The organism is Marinobacter sp. R17 (assembly GCF_003789045.1).
GTDB classification, from domain to species: Bacteria; Pseudomonadota; Gammaproteobacteria; order Pseudomonadales; family Oleiphilaceae; genus Marinobacter_A; species Marinobacter_A mangrovi.
In genome coordinates this window covers 167,967-190,010 of the sequence record NZ_RHGZ01000001.1, presented here as the reverse complement: position 1 = coordinate 190,010, position 22,044 = coordinate 167,967, and the positions used below count along the sequence as shown (strand labels likewise).

The window sequence follows — 22,044 nt, the reverse complement described above, 5'->3', positions numbered from 1 at the left end:
TTGACCGCCGGACGCCCCTGACCGGGACGCCTGGCGGTGGTTCAGTCAAACGATCAGTTTTCCTTCACGCCCTGTTCAATCCGGGCGCCAACTTCGGCGTCGATCTTCTTCCAGTAGTCCAGAGCGCGGGACAGCACGGGCTCTTTTACTCCGCCCTTGATGTGCCCGACCACGTTGGACACCAAACGGTCCCGGGCCGCCTGGTCCATCACCTGGTTGATCAGGGCATTGGCCTGTCCGAAATCGTCATCGTCTTTGCGCAGCGTGTACGCGGCGCGGACCATATCGCCGCTGGTCTCCCAGGTGGAGTCCGTGGGGTAGCGCTCTCCGTCGGCCACTGGGCCGCCCTTGCTGTTCGGGGCGTAGACCGGATCAGTGGCGTTCTGCATCCGCATCGCGCCGTCCTTGGTGTAGGCATGTACCGGCGCTTTGGGCGAGTTCACCGGTATCTGCTTGTAGTTGACGCCCAAGCGCGCGCGATGGGCGTCGGCATAGGAAAACACCCGGCCCAGCAGCATCTTGTCCGGACTGATGCCGATCCCCGGGACCAGGTTGTTCGGCTCGAACGCGGCCTGCTCGATCTCGGTATGGTAATCCGTCGGATTACGGTTGAGGACCAGCCGGCCCACCTTGGTCAGCGGGTAGTCGTCGTGGGGCCACACCTTGGTCAGGTCGAACGGGTTGAAGCGGTATGTCTCTGCATCCTTGAACGGCATGATCTGCATGTAGAGCGTCCAGCTGGGATGGTCACCGCGCTCGATCGCCTCGTAGAGATCCCGGGTATGGTAGTCCCCGTCTTCACCGGCCAGGCGGTCGGCGTCTTCCTGGGTCAGGCATTGGATGCCCTGGTCGGTCTTGAAGTGGTATTTCACCCAGAATTTCTCGCCCTGGGCGTTGACCCACATGTAGGTGTGGCTGGAGTAGCCGTTCATATGGCGCCAGGTTTTGGGAATGCCCCGGTCGCCCATCAGCCAGGTCACCTGGTGGGCAGACTCCGGTGACAGGCTCCAGAAATCCCACTGCATGTCGTGGTCGCGCAGGTTGGTGTCGGCCCGGCGTTTCTGTGAGCGGATGAAGTGCTGGAATTTCATCGGATCGCGCACGAAGAACACCGGCGTGTTGTTCCCCACCATGTCGTAGTTGCCCTCGCTGGTGTAGAACTTCACCGCAAAACCGCGGGGATCGCGCCAGGTGTCCGGGCTGCCGCGCTCACCGGCCACGCTGGAGAATCGAATCACCAGATCGGTCTTGGTGCCTTTCTGGAACACCGTCGCTTTGGTGTACTGGCTGACATCTTCCGTGGTCTCGAAATAGCCGAAGGCACCGCCACCCTTGGCGTGGGGCTGGCGCTCCGGGATGCGCTCGCGGTTAAAGTTGGCCATCTGCTCGATCAGGTAGTGGTCGTGCAGCACGATCGGGCCGTCCGGGCCAATCGTCAGGGAATGTTCGTCACTGGCGACAGGAATACCGGCATCGGTCGTTGTCGGTTTCTGGTCCTTACTCGTCATCGTGAGGTCTCCTTTTCATCGTGTTGAAGCGGCTTCCGTCACGCAAAGACAGGCCCGGCAAAATAACGCGTCCGCCGGGCGACGGATTGGCGGATCGACCGCTCCTGACCGGGAGGTGTGGCTGGCCATGGTGAAATGGCTCGGTCAGTGTGGACCACACCCCTTACAGCTCGGGCCCATGCTTGCTGGTGCCGCAGGCACGCGTCAAGGTGCATACTTGGGGTGTCATCCTCGCTCTCTCCTTGGACTTTCCCCAACTCGAAAGAGGTCTGCGTGGCAGGCCTTCCGCGACAGTCGATCCGACGTTGTGTCGCCGGGCACGGTAGGCGTTGGATGACAGGAACTTCGGTGATATTTAATAGGATGGATATAAAAATCTCATCATGAAGTCGGACTGGCCGGGTTCGTTCGGCAGCGGACGTGACGAGCGTGGGGCCAGATCCGGTGGTTGGTACAGGAGGAGGTGTCGGTGAGGCATCGTGAAAAGCATCGCAGTGGTCGGATTGGTTGGCTTAGGGCCGCCGTTTTGGGTGCCAATGACGGGATCGTCTCCACTGCGAGCCTGATTCTTGGGTTCGTGGCCGCCGGGGCATCGTCACAACAGATCATGATTGCCGGCGTGGCGGGGCTGGTGGCGGGGGCCATGTCGATGGCGGCGGGCGAGTATGTGTCGGTCAGCTCCCAGGCGGATACTGAACGGGCCGACCTGCGTCGGGAGCGGTATGAGCTGGCCCACCAACCCCAGGAGGAAATCCGCGAGCTGGCGGAGATCTATGAAGGCCGGGGGCTGGCCCCGGAGCTGGCCCGTCAGGTGGCTGTTGAATTGATGCAGCACGATGCCCTTGCGGCCCACGCGCGGGATGAGTTGGGTATTGAGGGCGCCGCCTATACGACCCGCCCGGTGCAGGCGGCGCTGGCTTCAGCCGCGACGTTTGCGGCGGGGGCTTTCCTGCCGCTTTTGGTGGTCTGGCTGATGCCGGTGGCGGGACTCGGCTGGGGGGTGCCGTTGGCGTCGCTGATTTTCCTGGCGCTGCTGGGGTCCTTGTCGGCCCGGGCCGGCGGCGCGTCAATTCGCAAGGCGGCTGCCCGGGTGACCTTCTGGGGTGCGCTGGCTATGGCGGCGACGGCTGCGGTGGGGCTGCTGTTTGGCGTGTCGGCGTAGTCTGAAAGCTCCCGGCCTGCCCGAGAAAGTTTCGCAGGCAGGCCGGTGAGACGGCCTGGATCAGGCAGTGACGGGCGCCTGTTGCCGGCGCTGAAGACGGAACAGGCCGAAAATGCCGGCCCAGAACGCCAGCCACACGACGACGTCGGTCAGTGCCGGATAGGCCCGGTAGCCGGTCAATGCGGATACGACACCGCCAAAGCGGCTGGTATCGTCGAGCACGGCAGAGGTGTCCCACAGCGGGTCGATACCGGTGGGCACCCAACCCAGGCCAATCATGCGATCCACGGCCGACAGCAACAGCGAGCTGGCCAGCAACAGCAGCATGATTTCGGTGAAGCGGAAGAAGTGCTTCCAGGACATCCAGCGACGGCCGGCCTGAAGCAGGTAATAGGTGAAACCGGCCAAAACCAGGGCCACCGCCACGGCACCGGCGAAACCGAGCCAGTCCTGGGCGGTCTGCTGGGCATAGCTCATGCCGTAGAGGAAAATCACCGTTTCCGAGCCTTCACGGCCAATGGCAATGGCCACCAGGATGCTGATGGACCAGAAGGTCCGGTCTTCCAGCGCCCGCTGGGTTTCGTTCTTGAGATGGCTGTGCAGGTGCCGGCCATGCTCCCGCATCCACAGCACCATCTGTACGATCAGCACGGTGGCGACCAGCATCATCAGCAGCATAAAGATTTCCTGGCCGACATCCCCCAGGAATTGCTGGATCCCCAGCAGGGCCGCGGCCAGTGCGATGGCGAACAGGATACCGCCGCCCACGCCGAACCACAGGTAGCGCATCGCCCCGGCCACTTCGGCCTGGCGCAGCCACGCGTAGAGGATACCGACGACCAGCAGGGCCTCGATGCTCTCTCTCCAGACGACAAAGATAATTTGTTCCATGTCGGTTCCTTACTCTGCGATCAGCGTGCCCTGGGCTTCCGGCAGGTTGAACTCGTCAAAGTAGTCGTATTCACCGGCTTTCAGGGGCTTGATCACCACTGCCCAGTTGGCGCCGGGAACCAGGATCTTCTCCTGGCGCAGGCGCTTGCTTTCGAACTCGGCGGGTGCCTGGCCGTTGTTTTGAACCTGCAGCTTGAAGCGCTCGCCCGCCGCTACGTTCAGCGTTTTGGGCGTCAGCTGACCATCCTTGAGCTCGATGTTATAGGTCTTGATGTCCGCAGCAGCAGGCAGGGCAACCAGTGTTGCGAGCAGGATGGCGGCGGCTGAGAGGGTACGGTTCAGCATTCAGTGGTCTCCCGGAAATAACGATAGCGGTTGGTCGGCCCATGACGATGGCTGCTGACTTCCGCGCTCATGTGGCGCGAAGGGCGGCTGCCGGGCCGGCGGCCCCGAATTGTTGCAGAAATGATCATCAATGATAAAGAGAATTGTGCACCATTTCTAAACGAAATTATTCGCATTAAGGTTTTTTGAGGATGATCTGGATCAACTTCTTGTGGGTTGTTGCAGTCGGGGATCGCTTAACGAAGAGGGGGGCAGGCGCTGTCTGGCGGGAAACGTCCGGAATGTCCGTCGGTTGGCGTAAATGCTGCTACGCTTTTTAGGGGGCCTACAAGAGGCTCCGTAAGAACGGCCAGGGGGGGTTGTGGCCGTCGGTCAACCAAGGAAGTTGATTATGCTCGACTATATTGCCCTGTTCCTTCTGTTCTTCGTCGTGATTGTCCTGTTCTACGGCATCATCGCAATTCACGATATCCCCTACGACATTGCCAAGCACCGCAACCACCCGCATCAGGACGCCATACACATTGCGGGCTGGGTCAGCCTGCTGACGCTTCACGTGATCTGGCCGTTCCTCTGGATATGGGCGTCGCTGTACCGGCCCGACCGGGGGTGGGGGTTCAGCGATGGGCGTTCCGATCACAGTCACCTGGCTGATCTTGAGGCCCGTGTGGCCGAGCTCAGCGAGCGTCTGGAACGATTTGAGTCGCAGTCCGGCGACCGGCAGCGGGAGGACTGATCATGGACTTGCTGCTGATTCTGACTTACACCGCCATTTGCGTCTTCATATTCAAGGTTTTCCGGGTGCCGCTGAACAAGTGGACGGTGCCGACCGCGGTGCTGGGTGGCGTCTTGTTGATTGGCGCGATGATCATGTTAATGAACTACAACCATCCCTATTCGGAGCGGGCGCGCAAATATGAACTGACAACGCCGATGATTCCCTCGGTAAGGGGCCGGGTGGTCAGTGTGGACGCCTCCCCGAATGTTCTGCTTGAGAAAGGGGATGTGCTGTTCCGTATCGATCCCACGCCGTTTGAAGCCAAAGTGGCTTCGCTGGAAGCCCAGCTCAAGTCGGCGAAGATGGATCTGGATCGGGCGACCCAGTTGGCGAGGACCGGTGCCGGTCCGAAACGTAACCAGGATCTGGCCAGGGCGCAGGTCGATGACCTGTCCAGTCAACTGGTTGCGGCCCGTTACGATCTCGACGAGACCGTCGTGCGGGCACCCACTCGTGGTTATGTGTCCCAGTTGTTCCTGCGGCCGGGCATGATGGCAGTCAACCTGCCACTGCGGCCCTCGCTGATCTTTGTCCACCAGGAAGCCGACATCTTCACCGGCTGGTTCCGCCAGAACAGTCTGCTTCGGCTGGAAGTCGGGGATGAGGCGGAAGTGGCGTTCGACGGGATTCCCGGCCAGGTGTTTTCTGGCGAGGTGGATACCGTGCTGCCCATACTGGCCGAAGGTCAGCTACAACCTTCCGGAAACCTGCAGACCGACCCGGCCGGCCCGGGCCGGGTCCCGGTTCGCGTGCGTATCACCGACCCGGCCTTCGACAAGTATCGCCAGCACTTGCCCGGCGGCGCCTACGGCCAGATGGCGGTCTACAGCGATCATTTCCATCATGTGGCGATCATGCGCAAGATCCTGTTGCGGATGTCGGCGTGGATGAATTACCTGTTCCCGTTCCACTAGTGCCCCGTCAGGTGAGCAGGGGGCGGTAGACGAAGTCATAGCCAATCGCCCCCGCCACGTAGAGCAACAGCAGGGCCATCACCCGGTTAAACCAGCGAAACACGGCCGGTCGGGTGATGCGCCGTCCAAGAACGCTGCCGGCCAGGGCGTAGCTGCCGGGGGCGCCGATAGCGAGCAGGGCCAGAACGCCCGACCAGATCACCACGCCAACGCCATGGATGCCGGCGCCGGGAAACTGGATGGTGGCGATGGGCAGTGTCGCGACGACGCCCTTGGGGTTGAGCAGCTGGATCACCAGTCCGTCCCGGAAGCCCAGGGCCCGTGCTTCGCCAGCGTTCTCTTCCACGTGCACGCTGGCCCGCAATAGGCGTATGGCCAGGTAGATGATGTACGTGCAACCTGCCAGGCTGATGACCAGCAAGACGTTGCCGCCCACAAACGCCGAGCCGATCCAGCCAAACGTGAGGAACAGGATCAGCATGGCGCTGCCAACCCCCACATAAAAACCGGTGGCCGCGCGGAACTGACCGTTCAGGCCGGCATTGAGGCCCAGCAGATTGACAGGCCCAGGCGTGTACATCACGCCTATGGCATAGGCGAAGATTTCAATCATCAGTGTCCCCTGGATCGAGCTTTTGAGTCTGGGTGGAGGCCCGGGTTTAGCGGCGGATGCTGCTCTGGTACTGCTTCGGCGTCATACCGTAGATCCGCTTGAAGCGGCGGTTGAAATGACTCAGGTCCGAAAATCCGTAGCGGTAGACCACGTCGTTGAGTGGCTCGCCGGTTTCCAGCGCGGTCCGGGCGGCGTTGATGCGGCAGTTGATCACGTACTGGTGAGGCGTGATCCCGAACTGGCGCCGGAACAGCCGCAGGAAGTGGTATTTCGACAGGTTGGCGGCGTCGCTGATGTCCTCCAGGGACAGGTCGGCATCCACGTGGTGGTGGATGAAATCTTTGGCCCGTTGCAGCAAGGCGTCGGCCCGGCGTGTCAGCTCGTCCGGTTCGTAGTGGCCGACCCGCTGCACCACGCGGGAGGCAATGCGCAACAGGGCGTGTTCCTGCTCGATGCGGCTGCCGACGTTATCTGTAATCAGCCGTACCAGCTCCATGATGTGTTGACGCAGGACTGGATCCTGCACCAGGGTTTCGCTCATACGAACGTCGTCGATGCGCTGCACGCCGGCGGCATCGGCAAACAGCGGCTCGATCTGGCGTGGGTGGACGTACAGCATCACGTAGCTCAGCGGTTCTTCGACTCCAGAGTGCCCATCGTGCACCTCTTCCGGCTTGAGGTGGATGATGTTGCCCGGCGGACTTTTGTGGAACTGCCCGTTGCTGAAGAAGTCCTGGCGACCGCTCAGGGTGACGCCGAAGGCATATTCCTCGTGGGCGTGCTTGTCGTAGGTGAACCCGTCCATTTCGGCCTGGAGGGCGGTGACCTCCGGCAAATGGCGGCTCTTGATAAACTGGAATTGGCTGTCCTGTTCCACGGCTGTCTCTCCGGCGTGTGAATCGCCTATGCAGACCACTATATCGTCGCCGGAAAAGCCGTGCTTGGACAATATTGCGCAATGCTGACCAGGAGAGGATCAAGCGTGCTCTGCTTTGCCTATGGTTCCAACATGTCCCGGGCCCGGCTGCTCGAACGCATTCCCGCGGCCCGTTTTGTTACCGTTGCCGCCATCGAGGGCTATCGACTCTGTTTCCACAAGCGCAGTCGCCGCGACGGCTCGGCCAAGTGCGATGCGCTCTGGACCGGCGACCCTGCGGACCGGCTGCATGGCGTGGTCTATGACATTCCCGAGCGTGACAAGCGCCGTCTGGACCGCATCGAAGGCGTCGGCGGAGGTTATGAGGAGGCCGTTGCCACAGCCAGGACGAACGAGGGGCGTGAGCTGGAGGTACGGCTCTACGTGGCCACGGACATCGACCCGTCGCTGCGTCCTTTAGACTGGTATCGCCACCATGTACTCGTGGGCGCTCAGGAGCATGCGCTGCCGGAGTCGTACATTGCGCGGATCGAGGCGATAGCGGTCGACAAGGATGCCGACGACAAACGGCGAGAGCGTGAACTGGCCATCTACTCCGTCAGATAGCGAGGCAGGGCTCCGTTCAGAGGGCTGGTGGCCGGCAAAAACCGCCGGGGATGACGCCAGCGATTGAATCGCAGCAGCTTGCCGCGCATCCGGCGGACGTGGCTGCCTTCCCAATAAACATGCTTGCAGCCCGGGCAGTGACAAAAGACCCGCTTGTCGTCGATCTCCGGCGTATCGTCGGGCAATGGGCCGGGGCGCAGTGGGGTGTTGCAGCGTTTGCAGCGGGAGAAGGGCGCGTGTAACCAGTCCAGGTTCAGCAGCCGGGTCAGTTCCCGGAAGTTGGATTCCATGCCGTTGCTTTCCAGCAACAGCACGTACTGCGGAGCGTTGCGATGCAGCAGCAGCTCCCGGTCCCGCGTGATCAGCCAGCGGTTTTCGTCGACGGCGGTTTCCAGCACGTCGCGATCGCGGGTGCCGCTGGTGGGTGAGGTGGTGTCGTAGCCGGCCACCCGCAGCCATTCGCCAAAGCCCCGCAGCATCTCATCGCACAGGAAACGCGGTGTCTCCAGCGGGCAGAAGGCGCCTTCTATCCACGGTGTTTTCGCAGTTTTCATAATGGACCGTCGATTTCTTTGTCGGTTGTTCCATCCGGTTAACAGCCTGCTGACCCAACCCGATGGCGATTTTTACGGGCGATGGCCCTTAAAACCGAACTCCCCACAACCCAGTATTGCTTCCCGTCTCTCGTTTCGCCAAGCATTTATCGGCAATAGCGGAGGTTATCTCTGTCCTGTCGCGGCGTCGTCGGCGCTGCTTTATGTTGCCAAAAGCGACGTCGAGATTGTTTACATGGTAACCCGTCATGAAGCATTAACTCCTTTCATATCAAGCGGCTGGGGTGTTGGCACCGGATTCGCATACTGGAAGTGCGAATCCCATGTTTCCAGGAAGGAGTGTTTCTATGAAACTGCGTGCACCTCTTGCCGCAGCAGTCGTCTGTTCTGGCCTTCTGGCTGGTCCGGCTTCAGCGGCATACATCAGCGCATCAGATATCGTATCAGGGTCATCTGGTGGTCTGACGTTCTCTTCAAGCGGCGGCTCACTGGGCCTCAAAACGGTTGCTGGCGTTGAAGGTGCTGGTGTCACCTCCGGTGCCGGTGGGAACGAAATTGATATCGGCCAGAGCATTACGGCTGATTCCAGTTCCGGATTTGTTTTGTCGGGCACGACATTGGCGTTTCTATACGACGGCCCGGAGTTCGGGGACTACCAGGAAGTGGCGACCATCACGGCGAACTTCTTCGGTTCTTCAGACACCAGCACAGCGGTGCTCACCAACACCTATACCAGTGCCAATGACACCATCCTGTCGCTGCTGATCGATGGCGTCGATATGACGTCACTCATCCTGGGTGCAAGTGAAGCAACGTCTGCGACAGCCGGTACCGTGGATCTGGGCGCCCTGTTTGGCAATACGCTCTTGTCGTCACTCACCTATACAGCGACCGCAGGCACTTGCGGTACTGGCAGCTGTAACAACCAGAGCGATTATGGCATTGCCAGCATTTCCACAGCTTCCGTACCGGAGCCTGCCACCGTTGCGTTGCTGGGCCTTGGCCTGGCAGGCATTGGCATGTCCCGGCGTCGCAAGGCGTGATGTCCTGACTGGAAATGAAAAGGGGGCCCTCGGGCCCCCTTTTTCGTTGGCGGGATGCTTTTACATGCCGGCGTCGGTGCTTTCGAAAATCTTGTCCGCCGACGCGGCGACAAAGCCGCTGTAGAGCTGACCGTCCGGCCTGGGATAGCGGCGGGCAAACTCGTAGAAGCAACTGGGGATGACCTCGGTGCGATCGCTGAACTGCACCTCAACCCGGTCCGCCATGGTCGAGGACTGTTCCAGCAGCGCTTCCGGAGAGCCTTTTACTTCCCCGCCCGAACTGTTGACGGTGTAGCCCGCGTCCTTCAGCGCCTGGTTGATTTCCTCAACCGTGCGGAACTTCTCCAGCTGGTTCACGTTGACCGTGAAGTGGTTGGCGCGATAACCCCAGGCGGCTACCCATGCCGCGTACTCGCTCTCGGCCAGCAGCTGCTTGTAGGTGGCGTAATCCACCTGCCAGTGGGTACCGGAGTAGAGGAAGTTGTCCGCGGTGACCGCTTCGGGATCCACTTTCTCCACCAGATCCTTCACGACAGCCTGCAGCTCGGGCGAAAATTTCTCCACCAGCAGCTCGGAGATGAACACCTTGGGCGCGGTCGGATCGTCATGCTCGTAGTGTTTGGCGTAAAGCTTCTTGGCTTCGAAGTGGTATTCCTGACCTTCCCGGTAGCCCAGCTTCAGGAAGTGGGCGGCCAGCTTGTCCAGGTTCACTTTTCCCAGGTTGAAGGTCCGCAGCGCGATGTGATCGTTGATGATCTCGCTGCCCTGGGTGCCACCGAGCAGGCGATGGATTTCCTCGGCTGACGGCGTCACCTCGCGGTAGTTGTCCCAGAGATTCTGGAAAAGGGTGTCGCGATCAGAGTGCATATCGAAGCTCCTGTTGAAGTTGGGCCTGCGACGCATTGTCGGTGTCTGTCGCACGTCCGGTTGTCTTGTTGTGGGCACGGCTGGCCAGCGTCACGCAGCGGGCCTTGGCGCCGTCTTCCAGATCAAGGGCGCGGGCCAGGTCGGCCGGCACCTGAAGTAATCCGTGCTGGGGGTGATGGATCGCCCGTTCTGTCAGTGTGGCGCGGAATCCCGCCACTTGCGTATTGGCAATCGACAATAGATCACCGCCGTGCTGCAGGACGGGGGTATCAGACTGAACCACCTGCACCGTGCACTCACTGGACTGGGCGACGCTGCGGATCTGGTCCAGCTCGGCCTCGACTGTGGGGCCGGCGTCGAACAGGTCCACATAGCCCTTGTGGCGGAAGCCTTCCGCTTCCAGCATCTTCAGTGCTGGCCGCGTCTTGTCATGCACCTCGCCGATCACCGCCTGGGCCTCGGGGCTCAGCAGGTGCGTGTAAAGCGGGTACTTGGGCATCAGCTCGGCAATGAATCCGTTGTTGCCGGCGCCCACCAGTTCGGTGACCTGGGCGAATTCTAGATCCACGAAGTGATGGCGCAGCCAGTTCCAGAACGGTGATTCGCCGCTGTCGCTGGAGATGCCGCGCATCTCGGCAATGACGGTCTGGGAAAAACGGGCTGAATGCTGGGCCATGAACAGGAAACGAACCTTGGACAACAACTTGCCAGCATTGGGACGGCGGAACTGCGGGCGCAGGTACAGCGTGCAGATTTCCGAACAGCCGGTGTAGTGGTTGCACATGTTCAGCACGTCGACGCGCTTGAACAGCCCCAGCTCCCGGGAGTGATGGACCACCTGACTCTTGTGGTAGTGATAGAGTGGGCTGTCCAGTCCGACGGACGCTTCAATCCCGGTGGTACCCAGGATATCGCCGGTGTCCGGATCCTCCAGCACGAACAGATAGCCTTCGTCACCGGGTTCAACAACGTCGCGGCTGAAGCTGTCGATCGAATGCTGGATCTTGGCCGTCAGGAAATCGCGGTCGTCCACCAGTGAGGTGAAGCCGGGCCCGGACTCCCGGGCAATCTCAGCCAGGGCGTCCAGATCCGTATGAGCGATTGGGCGAATGATCATGGCGCGTCCTCCGCGTCGGGTCAGCCGGCCTTGGCGACAGAACCAAACAGCGAGTCGATGGCCGCTTCGAAGCGGGCCAGACCTTCCTCGATATCCGCCTCCGGAATCACCAGAGACGGCGTAAAGCGAACCACGTTAGCGCCGGCGACCAGCGACAGCAGACCTTCCTTGAGGCCGGCCTGGAGGATTTCCTTGGCGCGCCCGGCATGCTCGTCGATCAGCTCGGCGCCTATCAGCAGGCCCTTGCCGCGGATGTCCTTGAAGATGCCATAGCGGGCGTTGATGGCTTCCAGACCTTTCTTGAACTGTTCGCTGCGGACACGCACGCCGGCCAGCAGGGTATCGTCGTTGACCGTGTCGAAAGTGGCTTCGGCCACGGCGCAGCCCAGCGGGTTACCGCCGTAGGTGGAGCCGTGGGTGCCCGGCTTCAGGTGGCTGGCGATCTCGGCCGTGGTCAGCATGGCGCCGATCGGGAAGCCGCCACCGAGGGCCTTGGCGGACGTCAGGATGTCCGGGGTGACGCCTGTATCCATATACGCGTACAGATGGCCGGTGCGTCCGACGCCGGTCTGGACCTCGTCAAAGATCAGCAGCGCGTTGTGTTTATCGCACAGCTCGCGCACGCCTTTGATGAACGCCGGATCCGCATCGATGATGCCGCCTTCGCCCTGCAGCGGCTCCATCATGACAGCGCAGGTCTTGTCGGAAATCACGGCTTCCAGGCTGGCCAGGTCGTTGAAAACCGTATGACGAATGGCGCCGGGCTTGGGCCCGAAACCGTCGGAGTAGGCCTTCTGGCCGCCCACGCTGACCGCAAAGAAGGTGCGGCCGTGGAAGCTGCGCTCGAAGGAAATGATTTCGTCCTTGTGCTCGCCGTACTCGTTGAACGCCCAGCGACGGGCCAGCTTGAGGGCCGCTTCGTTGGCTTCGGTGCCGGAGTTGGCGAAGTAGACGCGCTCGGCAAAGGTGGCGTCGGTCAGCTTCCTGGCCAGGCGCAGGGCCGGCTCATTGGTCATCACGTTGGCCAGGTGCCAGACCTTCTCGCTCTGCTCCTGCAGGGCCTTGACCGGGGCCGGGTGGCAATGGCCCAGACAGTTCACGGCAATCCCGCCGGCAAAGTCGATGTACTCGCGGCCTTCCTGGTCCCAGATGCGGGAACCTTGCCCTTTCACCGGAATCACGGCGGGCGGGGCGTAGTTGGGAACCATCACGTCATCGAACAAAGCGCGGGATACTTGCATGTGTAAACCTTTTGCGAATCAGGGCTTTCGGGAGTGGTGTTAAAGACTCCCATGAATCAGTGGCTTCATTATGGATGGGCCCAATGTCATTTTGCAGTTTCAAAACGGGCGAATCAGTGGGAGAATCTGTCAAATTGACGATAAAATGTGGCGAATTGTGAGGGGTGGTGGCGTTGTGATCAGTCCGCAGGACCAGAAACTACTGATGTTGTTGCGCCAGAACGCCCGGACCAGCGTGTCCGATCTGGCCCGGTCACTGGGGCTGTCCCGATCCACGGTGCAGAACCGCATTGCCCGACTGGAGACGAGTGGGGTGATCCAGGGCTATTCGCTGGATGTGGGCCGGGCCTACTCGGAGAACCAGGTGGAGGCGCATGTGTCCATCAAGGTGCGCCAGAAGCTGACGGCGCGGACCAATACGGCGCTGGAGCAGATCCACCACGTCGCCCAGCTGTTCTCCGTGAGCGGCGAATACGACCTGATCGCCATCGTCCAGGCCCAGTCCCTGGAAGAGCTCAGTGCCGTGCTCGATGAAATCGGCAACCTCGAGGGGGTCGAGCGCACCAACTCCGCGGTGGTACTGGAAACGAAGTTCCGTCGTTAGCCCGCGTTGTCCATGCCCTGGATCAGCTTGCCCAGCAGTTCATTGAGCCGCGCCTGCTCCTGTTGGGTCAGCCCTTCCAGCGCGCGTGCCTCATTCTCCACATGCAGGGGCACGATCCGGTTAATCAGCGCCAGACCCTCATCGGTGAGTGTCACAAGCATACCGCGCCGGTCCTCGGGGTTGGGGGAGCGGCGGATCAGTCCTGCCTTTTCCAGCCGGTCGAGCCGGTTGGTCATGCCGCCTGAGGAAATCATCAGGGCCTCAAAAAGCTGCGTGGGTCCCAGTGCGTAGGGTTGGCCGGACCGGCGCAGCGTCGCCAGAACATCAAACTCCCCCTGATGCAGCCCGTGTGATTTGAAGAAGGGCTCCAGGTAATCTCGCGTGATCTGGCGAGCCGCGCTGCCCAGTCGGCCCAACAGCTCCATGGGAAGCAGGTCCAGTTCCGGCATTTCTTTCTGCCACTGCTCGGTGGCGAGTTTTACTCGACTCATTGCGCCTCTTTTTATCTTGGTGCTAAGATAAATTTATCTCGACGTAAAGATACTTTGTTTCGAGATAGTTGATCGTTTTCATCTTGATGGCAAGACACTGGAGGACAATGATGGCCAAGGTGATGCAGTCACACAAGTCGGCTGAGCGGCAGGGGCTGTATGCCTTAGGCTGTCTGTTGCTGGTGGGGACCTTTCTGGCGCTGTCGCTGGTCATGGCCAAACTGGCGGATGATGCCGGGGCGCCACGGTTGACGTTTCTCATGCTGGGTCTGGTTGGCGCGGGTGTGCTGCTCACGGCGCTGACCGCGTTGCAGGGCCAGACGATGCCGGTGAACCGGCGGACCCTGGAGTACGCCGTCGTGACCGGCGTTTTGATGGCCCTGCCGAATGCGTTGGGGTTCCTGGCCGTGCGCCACGTCGGCGCCGGGTTTATTTCGCTGAGTTTCGCGTTTCCGATCCTGATTACCTGGCTTATGGCCGTCCTGCTGGGTATGGAGAGCCTGCGTGTCCAGCGGCTGATTGGCGTCATTCTGGCGCTCGTGGGCGGCGTGATCCTGGCTTTGTCCAAGGCGGGTAGCAGCGCCGGCGACCCGGTGTGGGCCGTACTGATCCTGGCCATGCCGATTGCACTCGCCATTGGCAATATCTACCGGACCCTGCGCTGGCCGGCCGGCACATCGCCCATTTTCCTGGCGGCCATCATGCTTTTCGGTGCGGCGATGGCATTGCTGCCGTTTGCCGTGACTACGGAACCGGGGGCGTTTGACGACCTGTTCCGGTCTTCGACCATGCTGGGTTTGCTGGGCGTGGAAATCCTCGTTTTCGCGATCCTTTATTTCTTTTACTTCGTACTGCAGAAACTGGCCGGTCCCGTCTACCTGAGCCAGATAGGCACGGTTGCCGCGGTGGTGGGCACCCTGATCGCCGTGTTGGCGCTGGGTGAAGCGACGCCGCCCAACCTGGCCCTGGCCGGCGGGCTCGTGGCGGCCGGCACCGTGGTTTTCCATCGCGCCGCGCGCCGGCCGGCCTCTCCTTCGGCCACCGCCAAAGCGGCCGGTTCCTGATCCATAAAGACGGTCCAGACCAAGACAACAGGAGTCATCACCATGTCTTCATTTTACGACGCTCTCAACTGGCGTTACGCCGCCAAACGTATGAACGGCCACACGGTGCCGGCAGACAAGGTGGCGCGCATCCTTGATGCGGCCCATCTGGCGCCGTCGTCCTTCGGGTTACAGCCCTACACGGTGCTGGTGGTGGATGATCCGGCCCTGCAGGCGACTATCCGGGAGAAGGCTGCGGACCAGCCGCAGGTCACCGAGTGCTCCCACCTGCTGGTATTCGCCACCTGGGATCCGGTTGAGGAAGCCCATGTGGATGAGCTGATCGAGCGGATTGCCACCGAGCGGGACGTCGATCCTGCCGAACTCTCTGGCTATCGGGACATGATCAAAGGCACCCTGCAACAGCGCACGCCCGAGCAGCGGGTTGAGTGGGCCGCACGCCAGGCCTACATTGGCCTGGGCACCGTCCTGAGCGCCGCGGCCCTGGAACAGGTCGATGCGTCGCCTATGGAAGGATTCGACCCGGTGGCGCTGGATGCGGTGCTCGGACTCCGCGATCGGGGCCTGCACGGTGTCGTCCTCGTCGCTCTGGGCTACCGGGACACGGAGACGGATTGGCTCGCTGGCCTGAAGAAGGTGCGCTGGCCCCGGGAGCGCACCATCCTGTCGATCAGCTGATTAGGGGGCAGGCCGCCATCAGCGTTTTTTTGAATCTGGTCGGGATTCCGCAATGGAGGTGCGCCAGATCCTGATGGCGGTCTGTCTTCGGCGGGTCTGCACGCTAAATTAAGGCTGTACACGGATTCTATCTGAATGATAGTAAGCATTTTTGTCAATTTATGTCGTTAGCGAATCAATCTATAGTTTGCGAGTGATTATCGTTACCCGCTGAATTGGATGCTGCATGTCGAAGACGGAACCGCACGTTCGCTTTTCACTCATTTTTGCGCTGGCCTCGACCATGATGCTCGGGCCGTTTTCGGTGGATACCTATCTACCTGCGTTTCCCGAGATTGCAGACTCCCTGGGGGTGTCCTCCCAGCAAGTCTCCCTGAGCGTGTCGGTCTACATCTTTTCCCTCGCTTTTGGTCAGTTGATTGGTGGGGCCCTCTCGGATCGCTATGGTCGCAAGGTGGTCCTGATGTCCGGCCTCGCCATCTTTTCGATCGCCAGCCTGTGGCTGGCATTCACCGATGCCCTGGCGGTGTTTCTGGTCGGGCGAGCCGTGCAGGCCATCGGAGCCGGGTGGGTGCTGGTCTCGGTGCCGGCGCTGGTGCGCGATCGGGTGAGCGGTCAGGATGCGGCCAAGCTGTTCTCCATGATTGGTTTGATCATGGTGATCGCACCAGGGATTGCCCCCAGCATCGGCAGCACCCTGCTGGCCATCGGGCCCTGGAACGTGATTTTCATCTTCCTGGCCCTGTACGCTGTGCTCGTGGTGCCGGTTCTGCTCGGGACAGTGTTCCGCGATCCGGTCGCGGTACCCGGCACGGCGGTCAGAATGAGCATCCTGAAGCGGTATGCCTCTGTGCTGTCCAACACCCGGGCCTTGCCCTTCATTTTCTGGCAGATCGGGTCGTTCTCGGTGATGATGCTGTTCATCACCCACGCCTCGTTCATCTACCAGGAGCATTTCGGCCAATCCGAGCAGACCTTTGCGCTGTTGTTCGGCGCCAACATCGTGGCGATGTTCTGCGTGAACCTGACCAATCGTGCGCTGTTGTCCCGCCTGCCGTCGCTGCGTGTCCTGCAAATGGCGAGTGCCTTGCAGGGGCTGGGTGCCCTCCTGCTGGTAGCGGCCGCTGCGCTGAACTGGCCCGTCTATGGGTTCCTTGCTGCGATGATGCTGACGATCGGGGTCATGGGCGCCATTTCGCCCAACATCCAGGCCTGTTTCATGGAGCATTTTCCCACCAGTGGTGGCACCGCAGCGGCATTGCTGGGTGCGGCCCAGTTTGGTGCTGCCGGCACGATAAGCGCGCTCTCGGCGCTGCTGCCACACACGCTGCTGGCCGTTGTGCTGGCCATGGCGGCCTGCGCCGCCGTGTCGTTTGGGTTCATGCTGCGCTCGCTTCGTCATGAGGCGGTGCCGTCGGTCGGGACGACAGGTGTGTCATGAGCCAGGCTCGCATCACATCGCCGGATGCCTCCGCCGAGTATTTCTTCGAGGAAGGCTGTTTCATCCTGGAACTCTCGAACTCGGTGGACGATCCCGCCCTGTCCATCGCCCGGGCCCGTGTGGAACCTGGATGCATCACCCGCCTGCATCGTCTGGCGCATCAGGTCGAGCGCTACGTGATCCTGGACGGCGAAGGCTGGGTCGAAGTGGGGGAGACCGTCGCCGGGCCCGTTAAAGCGGGCGATGTCGTGATCATCCCGGCCGGTGCCAGTCAGCGCATCCGCAATACCGGCGATCGTGATCTGGTGTTTCTCGCCCTCTGCACGCCCCGTTTTGAACCGAAGGATTACGCCGATATCGATCCGGCGCCGATGGACCGCGGCAACCTCGGCGATTGATCCCCGTGATCGTCAATGGTTGCGGGTGCGGCGTCATCGGTTCAGCATGAACTCACAAGACTCGTCGCTGGCCGGCGTATTGGCCGACTCAAAGCGACCCCCTCTCAAGCTCGCCTGTGCATGACCTTGAAAACACCGAACCACCCGAAGGAGGTTGCCATGGAATATCGCCGATTGGGTTCAACCGGTATGAAGGTGTCACCATTGTGTCTGGGGACCATGACCTACGGTACGCCGGAATGGCGTGACTGGGTCCTGGACGAGGAGGCCAGCCGGCCCTTCATCAAGAAGGCGCTGGATGCGGGGATTAACTTCTTCGATACCGCCGACATGTATTCGGTCGGGGAATCCGAGCGGGTCGTGGGCAAGGCGCTGCTGGACTACGCCCGGCGTGACCAGTTCGTGCTGGCCACCAAGGTCTATAACCCGATGGGTGACGGTCCGAATGACCGCGGCCTGTCCCGCAAGCACATCATGGACGCCATCGATGCGTCGCTGGAACGGCTGGGCACCGACTATGTTGACCTCTACCAGATTCACCGCTGGGACTACGACACGCCCATCGAAGAAACCATGGAAGCGCTCCACGATGTGGTGAAGGCCGGCAAGGTCCGCTACATCGGCGCCTCGTCCATGTTCGCCTGGCAGTTCGCCAAGGCCCAGCACGTGGCCGAGCGCAACGGCTGGACGAAATTCGTCACCATGCAGCCGATGTACAACCTGGTCTATCGGGAAGAGGAACGGGAGATGTTCCCGTTATGCGCCGATCAGGGCGTGGGCGTGATTCCCTGGAGCCCGCTGGCTCGTGGCGTTCTCGCCGGCAAGACCACCCAGGGCGAAGGCGGCGAGAGCACCCGCGCCCGCACCGACCAGATGACTCGCAAATGGCACCTGGGCAGCGATATCGACGCGCCGGTGATCGAAGCCCTGCGCAGCGTCGCCGAACAGCGCGGACTGCCCATGGCACAGATTGCGCTGGCCTGGGTGGCGTCCAACCCGGTGGTGTCCGCGCCGATTGTCGGGGCCAGCAAGGAGGCGCATCTGGATGACGCCATCGCCGCCCTGGACATCACCCTGAGCGACGAGGAAAGGACGATCCTGGAAAGCCCCTACGTCCCGCACGCGGTGGCCGGACACCAGTAATCCGTGGCTCAGACCGGCGGCGGACAGCTGTCGTCGCCGGCCAGCAGGCGTTTGGCCTGGGCGCGGATCCGATCGGCCAGGGTGGCGATGTTGGCCTGCTGGGCCAGAACGGTGTCGGTGACGGTCGGGCCGGCCTGGCGCCGGATGCGGGTGGTGCAGTTCAGTTGCTTGAGCTGGGCTTCGGTATCGCGGTTGTCGAGGCGGATGTCCGCATCCAGCCAGGCCTGATCGTTGCGTATGGCCTCAAACCGGGTGATGTTGATCCAGGCATGGATCCGGCTGTCCCTGGCCTGCGGCGGGTTGAGTGAGACCGTCAGGGCGCTCTGGATTTCCTGGGGCAGTGGCGCGCCCCACCAGTCCGATTCCAGCACCTGCAGCTGACTCCGGTCCGACCGCAACACCAGTGCCGTGCGGTCAACCTGCGGCGGCACCGTGACGTTCTCCACCGTAATGCGCGCCTCCTCACCCGTCGCCTCCGCGGCGTCAGCCGGCGGAACCAGCGTATGAAAGCGCACCGGTGGACTGCTGCTGCACCCCGTGAAGGTCAGGACGATTCCCAACAGGGCGCTGGTTGCCAGTACGGCGTTGGGACGGCGTGTAAAAGGTTTCCTCACTGGTCACTCCTTACCGGCTGCGAGCGCCCGCGGATCATGGATTCAGGATGTCGGCGCAAGTAGTCGGACAGCTCCCTCACGGAACGGGACATGCGCTCCACTTCGTCCAGGGCATGGCCGATGCGCGTGCGTTCCGGCGACGACGGGTCCAGGGCGTCTGCTGCCTGGTTTAGCGTCGAGCGCATGTCGGTCATCACCCCATCGATGCTCTTGAGGGTCTGCAGGGCTGAGGGCATGACGTCGCTGTTGATGGAACTCAACGTCTTGCGAAGCTCGGCGAGGCTGCCGTTCATGTTGTTGGCGATGCTTTCAAACGGAATCTTGCTGAACCGGTCCACCAGTCGGGTGAGCTGTTCCTGCAACTTGTCCAGACTGGTCGGACGGGTGGGAATCTGGATGGGATCGAGGGTCACATCAAACTCGACCGGCTGGGCGTCCGGATACAGCTCCAGTGCCACGAAGAGCTGGCCGGTCAGCAGGTTGCTGGTCCGGGCTTCGGCACGCAAACCCTGGTTTACCAGATCTTCAAACAGCCTGGGGACCTCGTCGGCATTGCCGGCCGGCTGGCGGATGTCGGTCAGCAGTTTGCCGTAGGCCTGCCCCATCATCTGGGGATAGATGCGGGCGTCCACAATCACCGGGAACGTCTTGCTGCTGGCGTCGTAATCCAGGGTGACGCGGGTGACCTCACCGATCTCCTTGCCGATCAACTCCACTGGCGAACCTTCCTTTAGGCCGCGCAGGGACTGGTCGAATCGCATCCGGATCCGCTGGGCCGGCCCTTTGCCGGGCGATAGCGCCACGCTTTTCTCCGAGAAGAGCTGGAACTCGGTGCCGGCCCCGGCCGGGGCGCTATCGGACTCCCGCTTCGGTGTGGAAAATGCCACCCCGCCGGTCAGTACGGACAGCAGCGATTCAGAATCCAGTTCCAGCCCATTGGCGCTGACGCCGATATCGATGCCGCTGGCGTTCCAGAATCGGGTGTCTGCAGTGACATATTGATCATTGGGCGCGTTGATGAAGATGTCTACGTCGACACCGTCGCCAGTGTCGTCCAACTCGTAGGAGACCACCTGGCCCACACGCACCTTGCGGTAATAGATGGGTGAGCCGATATCCAGCGAGCCCAGATCGCCGGCCTTGAGGCGGTAGCGCTTGCCCGGTTCGCCGTAGGTGACCGGTGGCGGGTTTTCCAGGCCCTCGAAGCGGGTGACGTGCTGATCGGAATCGCCCGGGTCGGCTGCGATAAAGTCACCGGAGAGCAGGGTATCCAGCCCGGAGACGCCGCCGGTGCCGATGCGGGGGCGCACGACCCAGTAGCGCGAGTCCTTGCGGGCAAAGTCTTTCGCGTCGCGATCCAGATCGATGGTGACGACCACTTTCTTGTGATCCTGGCTGAGACGGATGGCCGACACTTCGCCAATGACCACATTGCGGTATTTCACCTGGGACTGGCCGGGTGTGAGCCCGCCGGCGGTCTCAAAGGTGACCTCCACGGTAGGGCCGGCGTCGTGCCAGGCGCGTATCAGCATCGAGAGTCCGACCAGGGCCGCCACCAGCGGCACCAGCCACACCAGTGACAAGCTCCAGCGACGGGACTTGACGTCTGCCTCGGCGGGCGACTGCGGCGTCGTTCCATTAGTCATCGTGGGTATCCGTGTCCCATATCAATCGTGGATCAAAGCTCAGGGTGGCCAGCATGGTCAGCACGACCACCAGGCCGAAGAAGAGAATACCCGGTCGGGGTTCGATGGTCCCCAGTGCGCCGAACTGGACCAGCGCCGTCAGCAGCGCAGCCACGAATACATCGAGCATAGACCAGTAGCCTATCAGCTCAAGCCCTCGATAGAGGCGGGTTCTGTCCCGGCGTGAGCGCGTATTGCCCTTGTGAACGGTACACAATAGCAGACCGAGGACCAGGAACTTGGTCACCGGTACGCCGACGCTGGCGATAAAAATGATGGTGGCGATGTCCCAGGCACCGTCTCGCCAGAGGGTCACGACACTGCCCAGAATGGTCGCCGTCGAGTCGCCCTTGAAAGACGTCGTGTGCATGATCGGCAGCACGTTGGCGGGGATGTAGAGGATCAGTGCGGTCAGCATCAGCGCCCAGGTGCGGGTGATGGCGTTGCGTTTGCGCTTGTGCAGGTGGGCGCCGCAGCGGGGGCAGGTGTGTGGGCTGGTCTCCAGATCGCAGGCCTGGTGGCAGCGGTGGCACAGGCACAGGCCCAGTTCGGCGGCAACCGGCACGGTCATGGCAGTTCATCCCACAGGCGTTGCACGTCCCGACCGGCCATGCCGATGATCAGCAAGCTCAACCCGCCGAGGGCGAGCAGGCCCATCGTCGGCAATACATCGATCCGGCCACTGATCTTGAACACGGCGACCAGCGCGCCCAGCAGAAAGACTTCCAGCATGCTCCAGGGGCCCAGCGTTGCGAGCCAGCGCATGCAGCCCCGGAATCCCGGCGCCCGCTGGCGGAAATGGGCAAACCCCAGCAGCCAGGTCAGTAGGGCGACCTGGGTGACGGGAACAATGACGATGGAAAAGGCCGCCACCAGGGCCAGCATGTCCGTTGGCCCCTTCGTCAGGGCCCAGACCGCGTCGACCAGGGTGGCCGCATGGGACTGGCCTCCGGTGCGGATGACCAGCACCGGATAGAAGCTGAGGAAGCCGATCAGCATGATGGCGGTCAGGCACAGCGCCAGCAGATGATCGACATGGAAGAGATGAGGGCGCGCCAGCAGGCCGCCGCAGCGCACGCAGTGGGCCTGTTGGTGGCGGGCCAGCGTCGGACGTTGGTAAACCGCATCGCAGTACTCGCAGATGATCAGCTGGTTGTTATCACTCATGCCCTAAGATTAGCTGTGATTTGCCGGGGTGACTGGCACAGGTTACCGGAATTCCAATGGATTCTGACACGTTCCGGCGACTGGCGGGATTAATGTGCGTTCAGCCACTGGTTCCCGACCAATCCGGTTCCGGTCGGTTGCCTTGTAGCGCCCGGTGCTCCAGTTTTTATCAAATTTCCTGCCTGATCTTGTCATGGCCCTGCCGGCGGGGACTGAGCCACACTGTGGGTATCGATTGAATTC

General features: G+C 61.7%; 25 protein-coding genes. 11 read left to right on the top strand and 14 right to left on the bottom strand.

Going from position 1 to position 22,044, the window contains the following annotated elements; translation table 11 throughout:
• Positions 1 to 53: 53 nt before the first annotated feature.
• Entirely contained in the window at positions 54 to 1,508 is a 1,455-nt protein-coding gene (locus EB809_RS00875) for a catalase (protein ID WP_123632682.1), read from the bottom strand.
• Between the two features lie 469 nt (positions 1,509 to 1,977).
• On the opposite strand from EB809_RS00875, the gene EB809_RS00870 reads away from it, so the two are divergent.
• Positions 1,978 to 2,670, top strand: a complete 693-nt coding sequence (locus tag EB809_RS00870; RefSeq protein WP_190294793.1) for a VIT family protein — start codon at positions 1,978 to 1,980, stop codon at positions 2,668 to 2,670.
• Positions 2,671 to 2,730: 60 nt separating this feature from the next.
• Here the strand turns inward: EB809_RS00870 and EB809_RS00865 are convergent, their stop codons facing one another.
• Entirely contained in the window at positions 2,731 to 3,561 is an 831-nt protein-coding gene (locus EB809_RS00865) for an FTR1 family protein (RefSeq protein ID WP_123632680.1), read from the bottom strand.
• A gap of 9 nt (positions 3,562 to 3,570) precedes the next feature.
• Positions 3,571 to 3,906: a cupredoxin domain-containing protein gene (locus EB809_RS00860; protein WP_123632679.1), complete on the bottom strand. Its 336-nt coding sequence runs from the start codon at positions 3,904 to 3,906 to the stop codon at positions 3,571 to 3,573.
• A 391-nt stretch (positions 3,907 to 4,297) separates the two neighbouring features.
• On the opposite strand from EB809_RS00860, the gene EB809_RS00855 reads away from it, so the two are divergent.
• A complete protein-coding gene (locus EB809_RS00855) occupies positions 4,298 to 4,642 on the top strand; it encodes a DUF3302 domain-containing protein (protein ID WP_123632678.1) in 345 nt (114 codons plus the stop codon).
• A 2-nt stretch (positions 4,643 to 4,644) separates the two neighbouring features.
• Complete coding sequence (locus EB809_RS00850) at positions 4,645 to 5,598, top strand: HlyD family secretion protein (RefSeq protein WP_123632677.1); 954 nt, start codon at positions 4,645 to 4,647, stop codon at positions 5,596 to 5,598.
• A gap of 7 nt (positions 5,599 to 5,605) precedes the next feature.
• Here EB809_RS00850 and EB809_RS00845 read toward each other — a convergent pair whose 3' ends face one another.
• A complete protein-coding gene (locus EB809_RS00845) occupies positions 5,606 to 6,211 on the bottom strand; it encodes a LysE family translocator (RefSeq protein ID WP_123632676.1) in 606 nt (201 codons plus the stop codon).
• Positions 6,212 to 6,257: 46 nt separating this feature from the next.
• Positions 6,258 to 7,088 carry an AraC family transcriptional regulator gene (locus tag EB809_RS00840; RefSeq protein ID WP_123632675.1) on the bottom strand — a complete coding sequence of 277 codons (831 nt, stop codon included), beginning with the start codon at positions 7,086 to 7,088 and terminating at the stop codon, positions 6,258 to 6,260.
• 105 nt (positions 7,089 to 7,193) lie between these two features.
• On the opposite strand from EB809_RS00840, the gene EB809_RS00835 reads away from it, so the two are divergent.
• Entirely contained in the window at positions 7,194 to 7,694 is a 501-nt protein-coding gene (locus EB809_RS00835) for a gamma-glutamylcyclotransferase family protein (protein WP_123632674.1), read from the top strand.
• On the opposite strand, the gene EB809_RS00830 is transcribed toward EB809_RS00835, so the two are convergent.
• The gene (locus tag EB809_RS00830) at positions 7,679 to 8,248 is read right to left on the bottom strand and encodes a DUF5615 family PIN-like protein (RefSeq protein ID WP_123632673.1); all 570 of its coding nucleotides are present in this window, start codon (positions 8,246 to 8,248) and stop codon (positions 7,679 to 7,681) included. The two genes, EB809_RS00835 and EB809_RS00830, sit on opposite strands and share 16 nt — an antisense overlap.
• Positions 8,249 to 8,595: 347 nt before the next feature.
• Here EB809_RS00830 and EB809_RS00825 point away from each other — a divergent pair, with 347 nt between their 5' ends.
• Entirely contained in the window at positions 8,596 to 9,291 is a 696-nt protein-coding gene (locus EB809_RS00825) for a PEP-CTERM sorting domain-containing protein (RefSeq protein ID WP_190294792.1), read from the top strand.
• 60 nt (positions 9,292 to 9,351) lie between these two features.
• Here EB809_RS00825 and EB809_RS00820 read toward each other — a convergent pair whose 3' ends face one another.
• Genes EB809_RS00820 through EB809_RS00810 form a run of 3 tightly spaced genes read right to left on the bottom strand, consistent with a single transcriptional unit; the run spans position 9,352 to position 12,516 of the window.
• On the bottom strand, positions 9,352 to 10,158 hold the full coding sequence (locus EB809_RS00820) for a DUF1338 domain-containing protein (RefSeq protein ID WP_123632671.1): 807 nt from the start codon (positions 10,156 to 10,158) through the stop codon (positions 9,352 to 9,354).
• A complete protein-coding gene (gene astA, locus EB809_RS00815; RefSeq protein WP_123632670.1) occupies positions 10,148 to 11,275 on the bottom strand; it encodes an arginine N-succinyltransferase in 1,128 nt (375 codons plus the stop codon). Before astA ends, EB809_RS00820 begins: the two co-directional genes overlap by 11 nt.
• A gap of 20 nt (positions 11,276 to 11,295) precedes the next feature.
• Positions 11,296 to 12,516 carry an aspartate aminotransferase family protein gene (locus EB809_RS00810; protein ID WP_123632669.1) on the bottom strand — a complete coding sequence of 407 codons (1,221 nt, stop codon included), beginning with the start codon at positions 12,514 to 12,516 and terminating at the stop codon, positions 11,296 to 11,298.
• A 175-nt stretch (positions 12,517 to 12,691) separates the two neighbouring features.
• On the opposite strand from EB809_RS00810, the gene EB809_RS00805 reads away from it, so the two are divergent.
• Positions 12,692 to 13,120 (top strand): Lrp/AsnC family transcriptional regulator, encoded by a 429-nt coding sequence (locus EB809_RS00805; RefSeq protein ID WP_123632668.1) that lies wholly within the window; start codon positions 12,692 to 12,694, stop codon positions 13,118 to 13,120.
• Here EB809_RS00805 and EB809_RS00800 read toward each other — a convergent pair.
• Entirely contained in the window at positions 13,117 to 13,611 is a 495-nt protein-coding gene (locus EB809_RS00800; RefSeq protein ID WP_123632667.1) for a MarR family winged helix-turn-helix transcriptional regulator, read from the bottom strand. The genes EB809_RS00805 and EB809_RS00800 overlap by 4 nt on opposite strands.
• 107 nt (positions 13,612 to 13,718) lie before the next feature.
• Here EB809_RS00800 and EB809_RS00795 point away from each other — a divergent pair, with 107 nt between their 5' ends.
• The 5 genes from EB809_RS00795 (at position 13,719) to EB809_RS00775 (ending at position 18,335) form a co-directional block, all read left to right on the top strand.
• Positions 13,719 to 14,675 (top strand): DMT family transporter, encoded by a 957-nt coding sequence (locus EB809_RS00795; protein WP_223807755.1) that lies wholly within the window; start codon positions 13,719 to 13,721, stop codon positions 14,673 to 14,675.
• A 42-nt stretch (positions 14,676 to 14,717) separates the two neighbouring features.
• Positions 14,718 to 15,353, top strand: coding sequence for an NAD(P)H-dependent oxidoreductase (locus EB809_RS00790; protein WP_123632666.1), 636 nt, complete (start codon positions 14,718 to 14,720; stop codon positions 15,351 to 15,353).
• 226 nt (positions 15,354 to 15,579) lie between these two features.
• Positions 15,580 to 16,794, top strand: a complete 1,215-nt coding sequence (locus tag EB809_RS00785; protein WP_123632665.1) for a Bcr/CflA family efflux MFS transporter — start codon at positions 15,580 to 15,582, stop codon at positions 16,792 to 16,794.
• Positions 16,791 to 17,192 (top strand): cupin domain-containing protein, encoded by a 402-nt coding sequence (locus EB809_RS00780; RefSeq protein WP_123632664.1) that lies wholly within the window; start codon positions 16,791 to 16,793, stop codon positions 17,190 to 17,192. Before EB809_RS00785 ends, EB809_RS00780 begins: the two co-directional genes overlap by 4 nt.
• Before the next feature lie 159 nt (positions 17,193 to 17,351).
• On the top strand, positions 17,352 to 18,335 hold the full coding sequence (locus EB809_RS00775) for an aldo/keto reductase (protein ID WP_123632663.1): 984 nt from the start codon (positions 17,352 to 17,354) through the stop codon (positions 18,333 to 18,335).
• An 8-nt stretch (positions 18,336 to 18,343) separates the two neighbouring features.
• Here EB809_RS00775 and EB809_RS00770 read toward each other — a convergent pair whose 3' ends face one another.
• The 4 genes from EB809_RS00770 to EB809_RS00755 are packed head-to-tail and all read right to left on the bottom strand — an operon-like array spanning position 18,344 to position 21,801.
• Positions 18,344 to 18,949 (bottom strand): membrane integrity-associated transporter subunit PqiC, encoded by a 606-nt coding sequence (locus tag EB809_RS00770; RefSeq protein ID WP_123632662.1) that lies wholly within the window; start codon positions 18,947 to 18,949, stop codon positions 18,344 to 18,346.
• A complete protein-coding gene (locus EB809_RS00765) occupies positions 18,946 to 20,595 on the bottom strand; it encodes an intermembrane transport protein PqiB (RefSeq protein WP_123632661.1) in 1,650 nt (549 codons plus the stop codon). The genes EB809_RS00770 and EB809_RS00765 overlap by 4 nt, the downstream gene beginning before the upstream one ends.
• A complete protein-coding gene (locus EB809_RS00760) occupies positions 20,588 to 21,205 on the bottom strand; it encodes a paraquat-inducible protein A (protein WP_123632660.1) in 618 nt (205 codons plus the stop codon). Before EB809_RS00760 ends, EB809_RS00765 begins: the two co-directional genes overlap by 8 nt.
• On the bottom strand, positions 21,202 to 21,801 hold the full coding sequence (locus EB809_RS00755) for a paraquat-inducible protein A (protein WP_123632659.1): 600 nt from the start codon (positions 21,799 to 21,801) through the stop codon (positions 21,202 to 21,204). Before EB809_RS00755 ends, EB809_RS00760 begins: the two co-directional genes overlap by 4 nt.
• Positions 21,802 to 22,044 lie beyond the last annotated feature (243 nt).

What these genes read in the sequence shown, in the direction of transcription:
- EB809_RS00875 (WP_123632682.1), bottom strand. Translation starts at nt 1,508, where the DNA reads ATGACGAGTAAGGACCAGAAACCGACAACGACCGATGCCGGTATTCCT.
- EB809_RS00865 (WP_123632680.1), bottom strand. Translation starts at nt 3,561, where the DNA reads ATGGAACAAATTATCTTTGTCGTCTGGAGAGAGAGCATCGAGGCCCTG.
- EB809_RS00860 (WP_123632679.1), bottom strand. Translation starts at nt 3,906, where the DNA reads ATGCTGAACCGTACCCTCTCAGCCGCCGCCATCCTGCTCGCAACACTG.
- EB809_RS00855 (WP_123632678.1), top strand. Translation starts at nt 4,298, where the DNA reads ATGCTCGACTATATTGCCCTGTTCCTTCTGTTCTTCGTCGTGATTGTC.
- EB809_RS00850 (WP_123632677.1), top strand. Translation starts at nt 4,645, where the DNA reads ATGGACTTGCTGCTGATTCTGACTTACACCGCCATTTGCGTCTTCATA.
- EB809_RS00845 (WP_123632676.1), bottom strand. Translation starts at nt 6,211, where the DNA reads ATGATTGAAATCTTCGCCTATGCCATAGGCGTGATGTACACGCCTGGG.
- EB809_RS00830 (WP_123632673.1), bottom strand. Translation starts at nt 8,248, where the DNA reads ATGAAAACTGCGAAAACACCGTGGATAGAAGGCGCCTTCTGCCCGCTG.
- EB809_RS00825 (WP_190294792.1), top strand. Translation starts at nt 8,596, where the DNA reads ATGAAACTGCGTGCACCTCTTGCCGCAGCAGTCGTCTGTTCTGGCCTT.
- EB809_RS00820 (WP_123632671.1), bottom strand. Translation starts at nt 10,158, where the DNA reads ATGCACTCTGATCGCGACACCCTTTTCCAGAATCTCTGGGACAACTAC.
- astA (WP_123632670.1), bottom strand. Translation starts at nt 11,275, where the DNA reads ATGATCATTCGCCCAATCGCTCATACGGATCTGGACGCCCTGGCTGAG.
- EB809_RS00810 (WP_123632669.1), bottom strand. Translation starts at nt 12,516, where the DNA reads ATGCAAGTATCCCGCGCTTTGTTCGATGACGTGATGGTTCCCAACTAC.
- EB809_RS00800 (WP_123632667.1), bottom strand. Translation starts at nt 13,611, where the DNA reads ATGAGTCGAGTAAAACTCGCCACCGAGCAGTGGCAGAAAGAAATGCCG.
- EB809_RS00795 (WP_223807755.1), top strand. Translation starts at nt 13,719, where the DNA reads ATGATGGCCAAGGTGATGCAGTCACACAAGTCGGCTGAGCGGCAGGGG.
- EB809_RS00790 (WP_123632666.1), top strand. Translation starts at nt 14,718, where the DNA reads ATGTCTTCATTTTACGACGCTCTCAACTGGCGTTACGCCGCCAAACGT.
- EB809_RS00785 (WP_123632665.1), top strand. Translation starts at nt 15,580, where the DNA reads ATGTCGAAGACGGAACCGCACGTTCGCTTTTCACTCATTTTTGCGCTG.
- EB809_RS00780 (WP_123632664.1), top strand. Translation starts at nt 16,791, where the DNA reads ATGAGCCAGGCTCGCATCACATCGCCGGATGCCTCCGCCGAGTATTTC.
- EB809_RS00775 (WP_123632663.1), top strand. Translation starts at nt 17,352, where the DNA reads ATGGAATATCGCCGATTGGGTTCAACCGGTATGAAGGTGTCACCATTG.
- EB809_RS00765 (WP_123632661.1), bottom strand. Translation starts at nt 20,595, where the DNA reads ATGACTAATGGAACGACGCCGCAGTCGCCCGCCGAGGCAGACGTCAAG.
- EB809_RS00760 (WP_123632660.1), bottom strand. Translation starts at nt 21,205, where the DNA reads ATGACCGTGCCGGTTGCCGCCGAACTGGGCCTGTGCCTGTGCCACCGC.
- EB809_RS00755 (WP_123632659.1), bottom strand. Translation starts at nt 21,801, where the DNA reads ATGAGTGATAACAACCAGCTGATCATCTGCGAGTACTGCGATGCGGTT.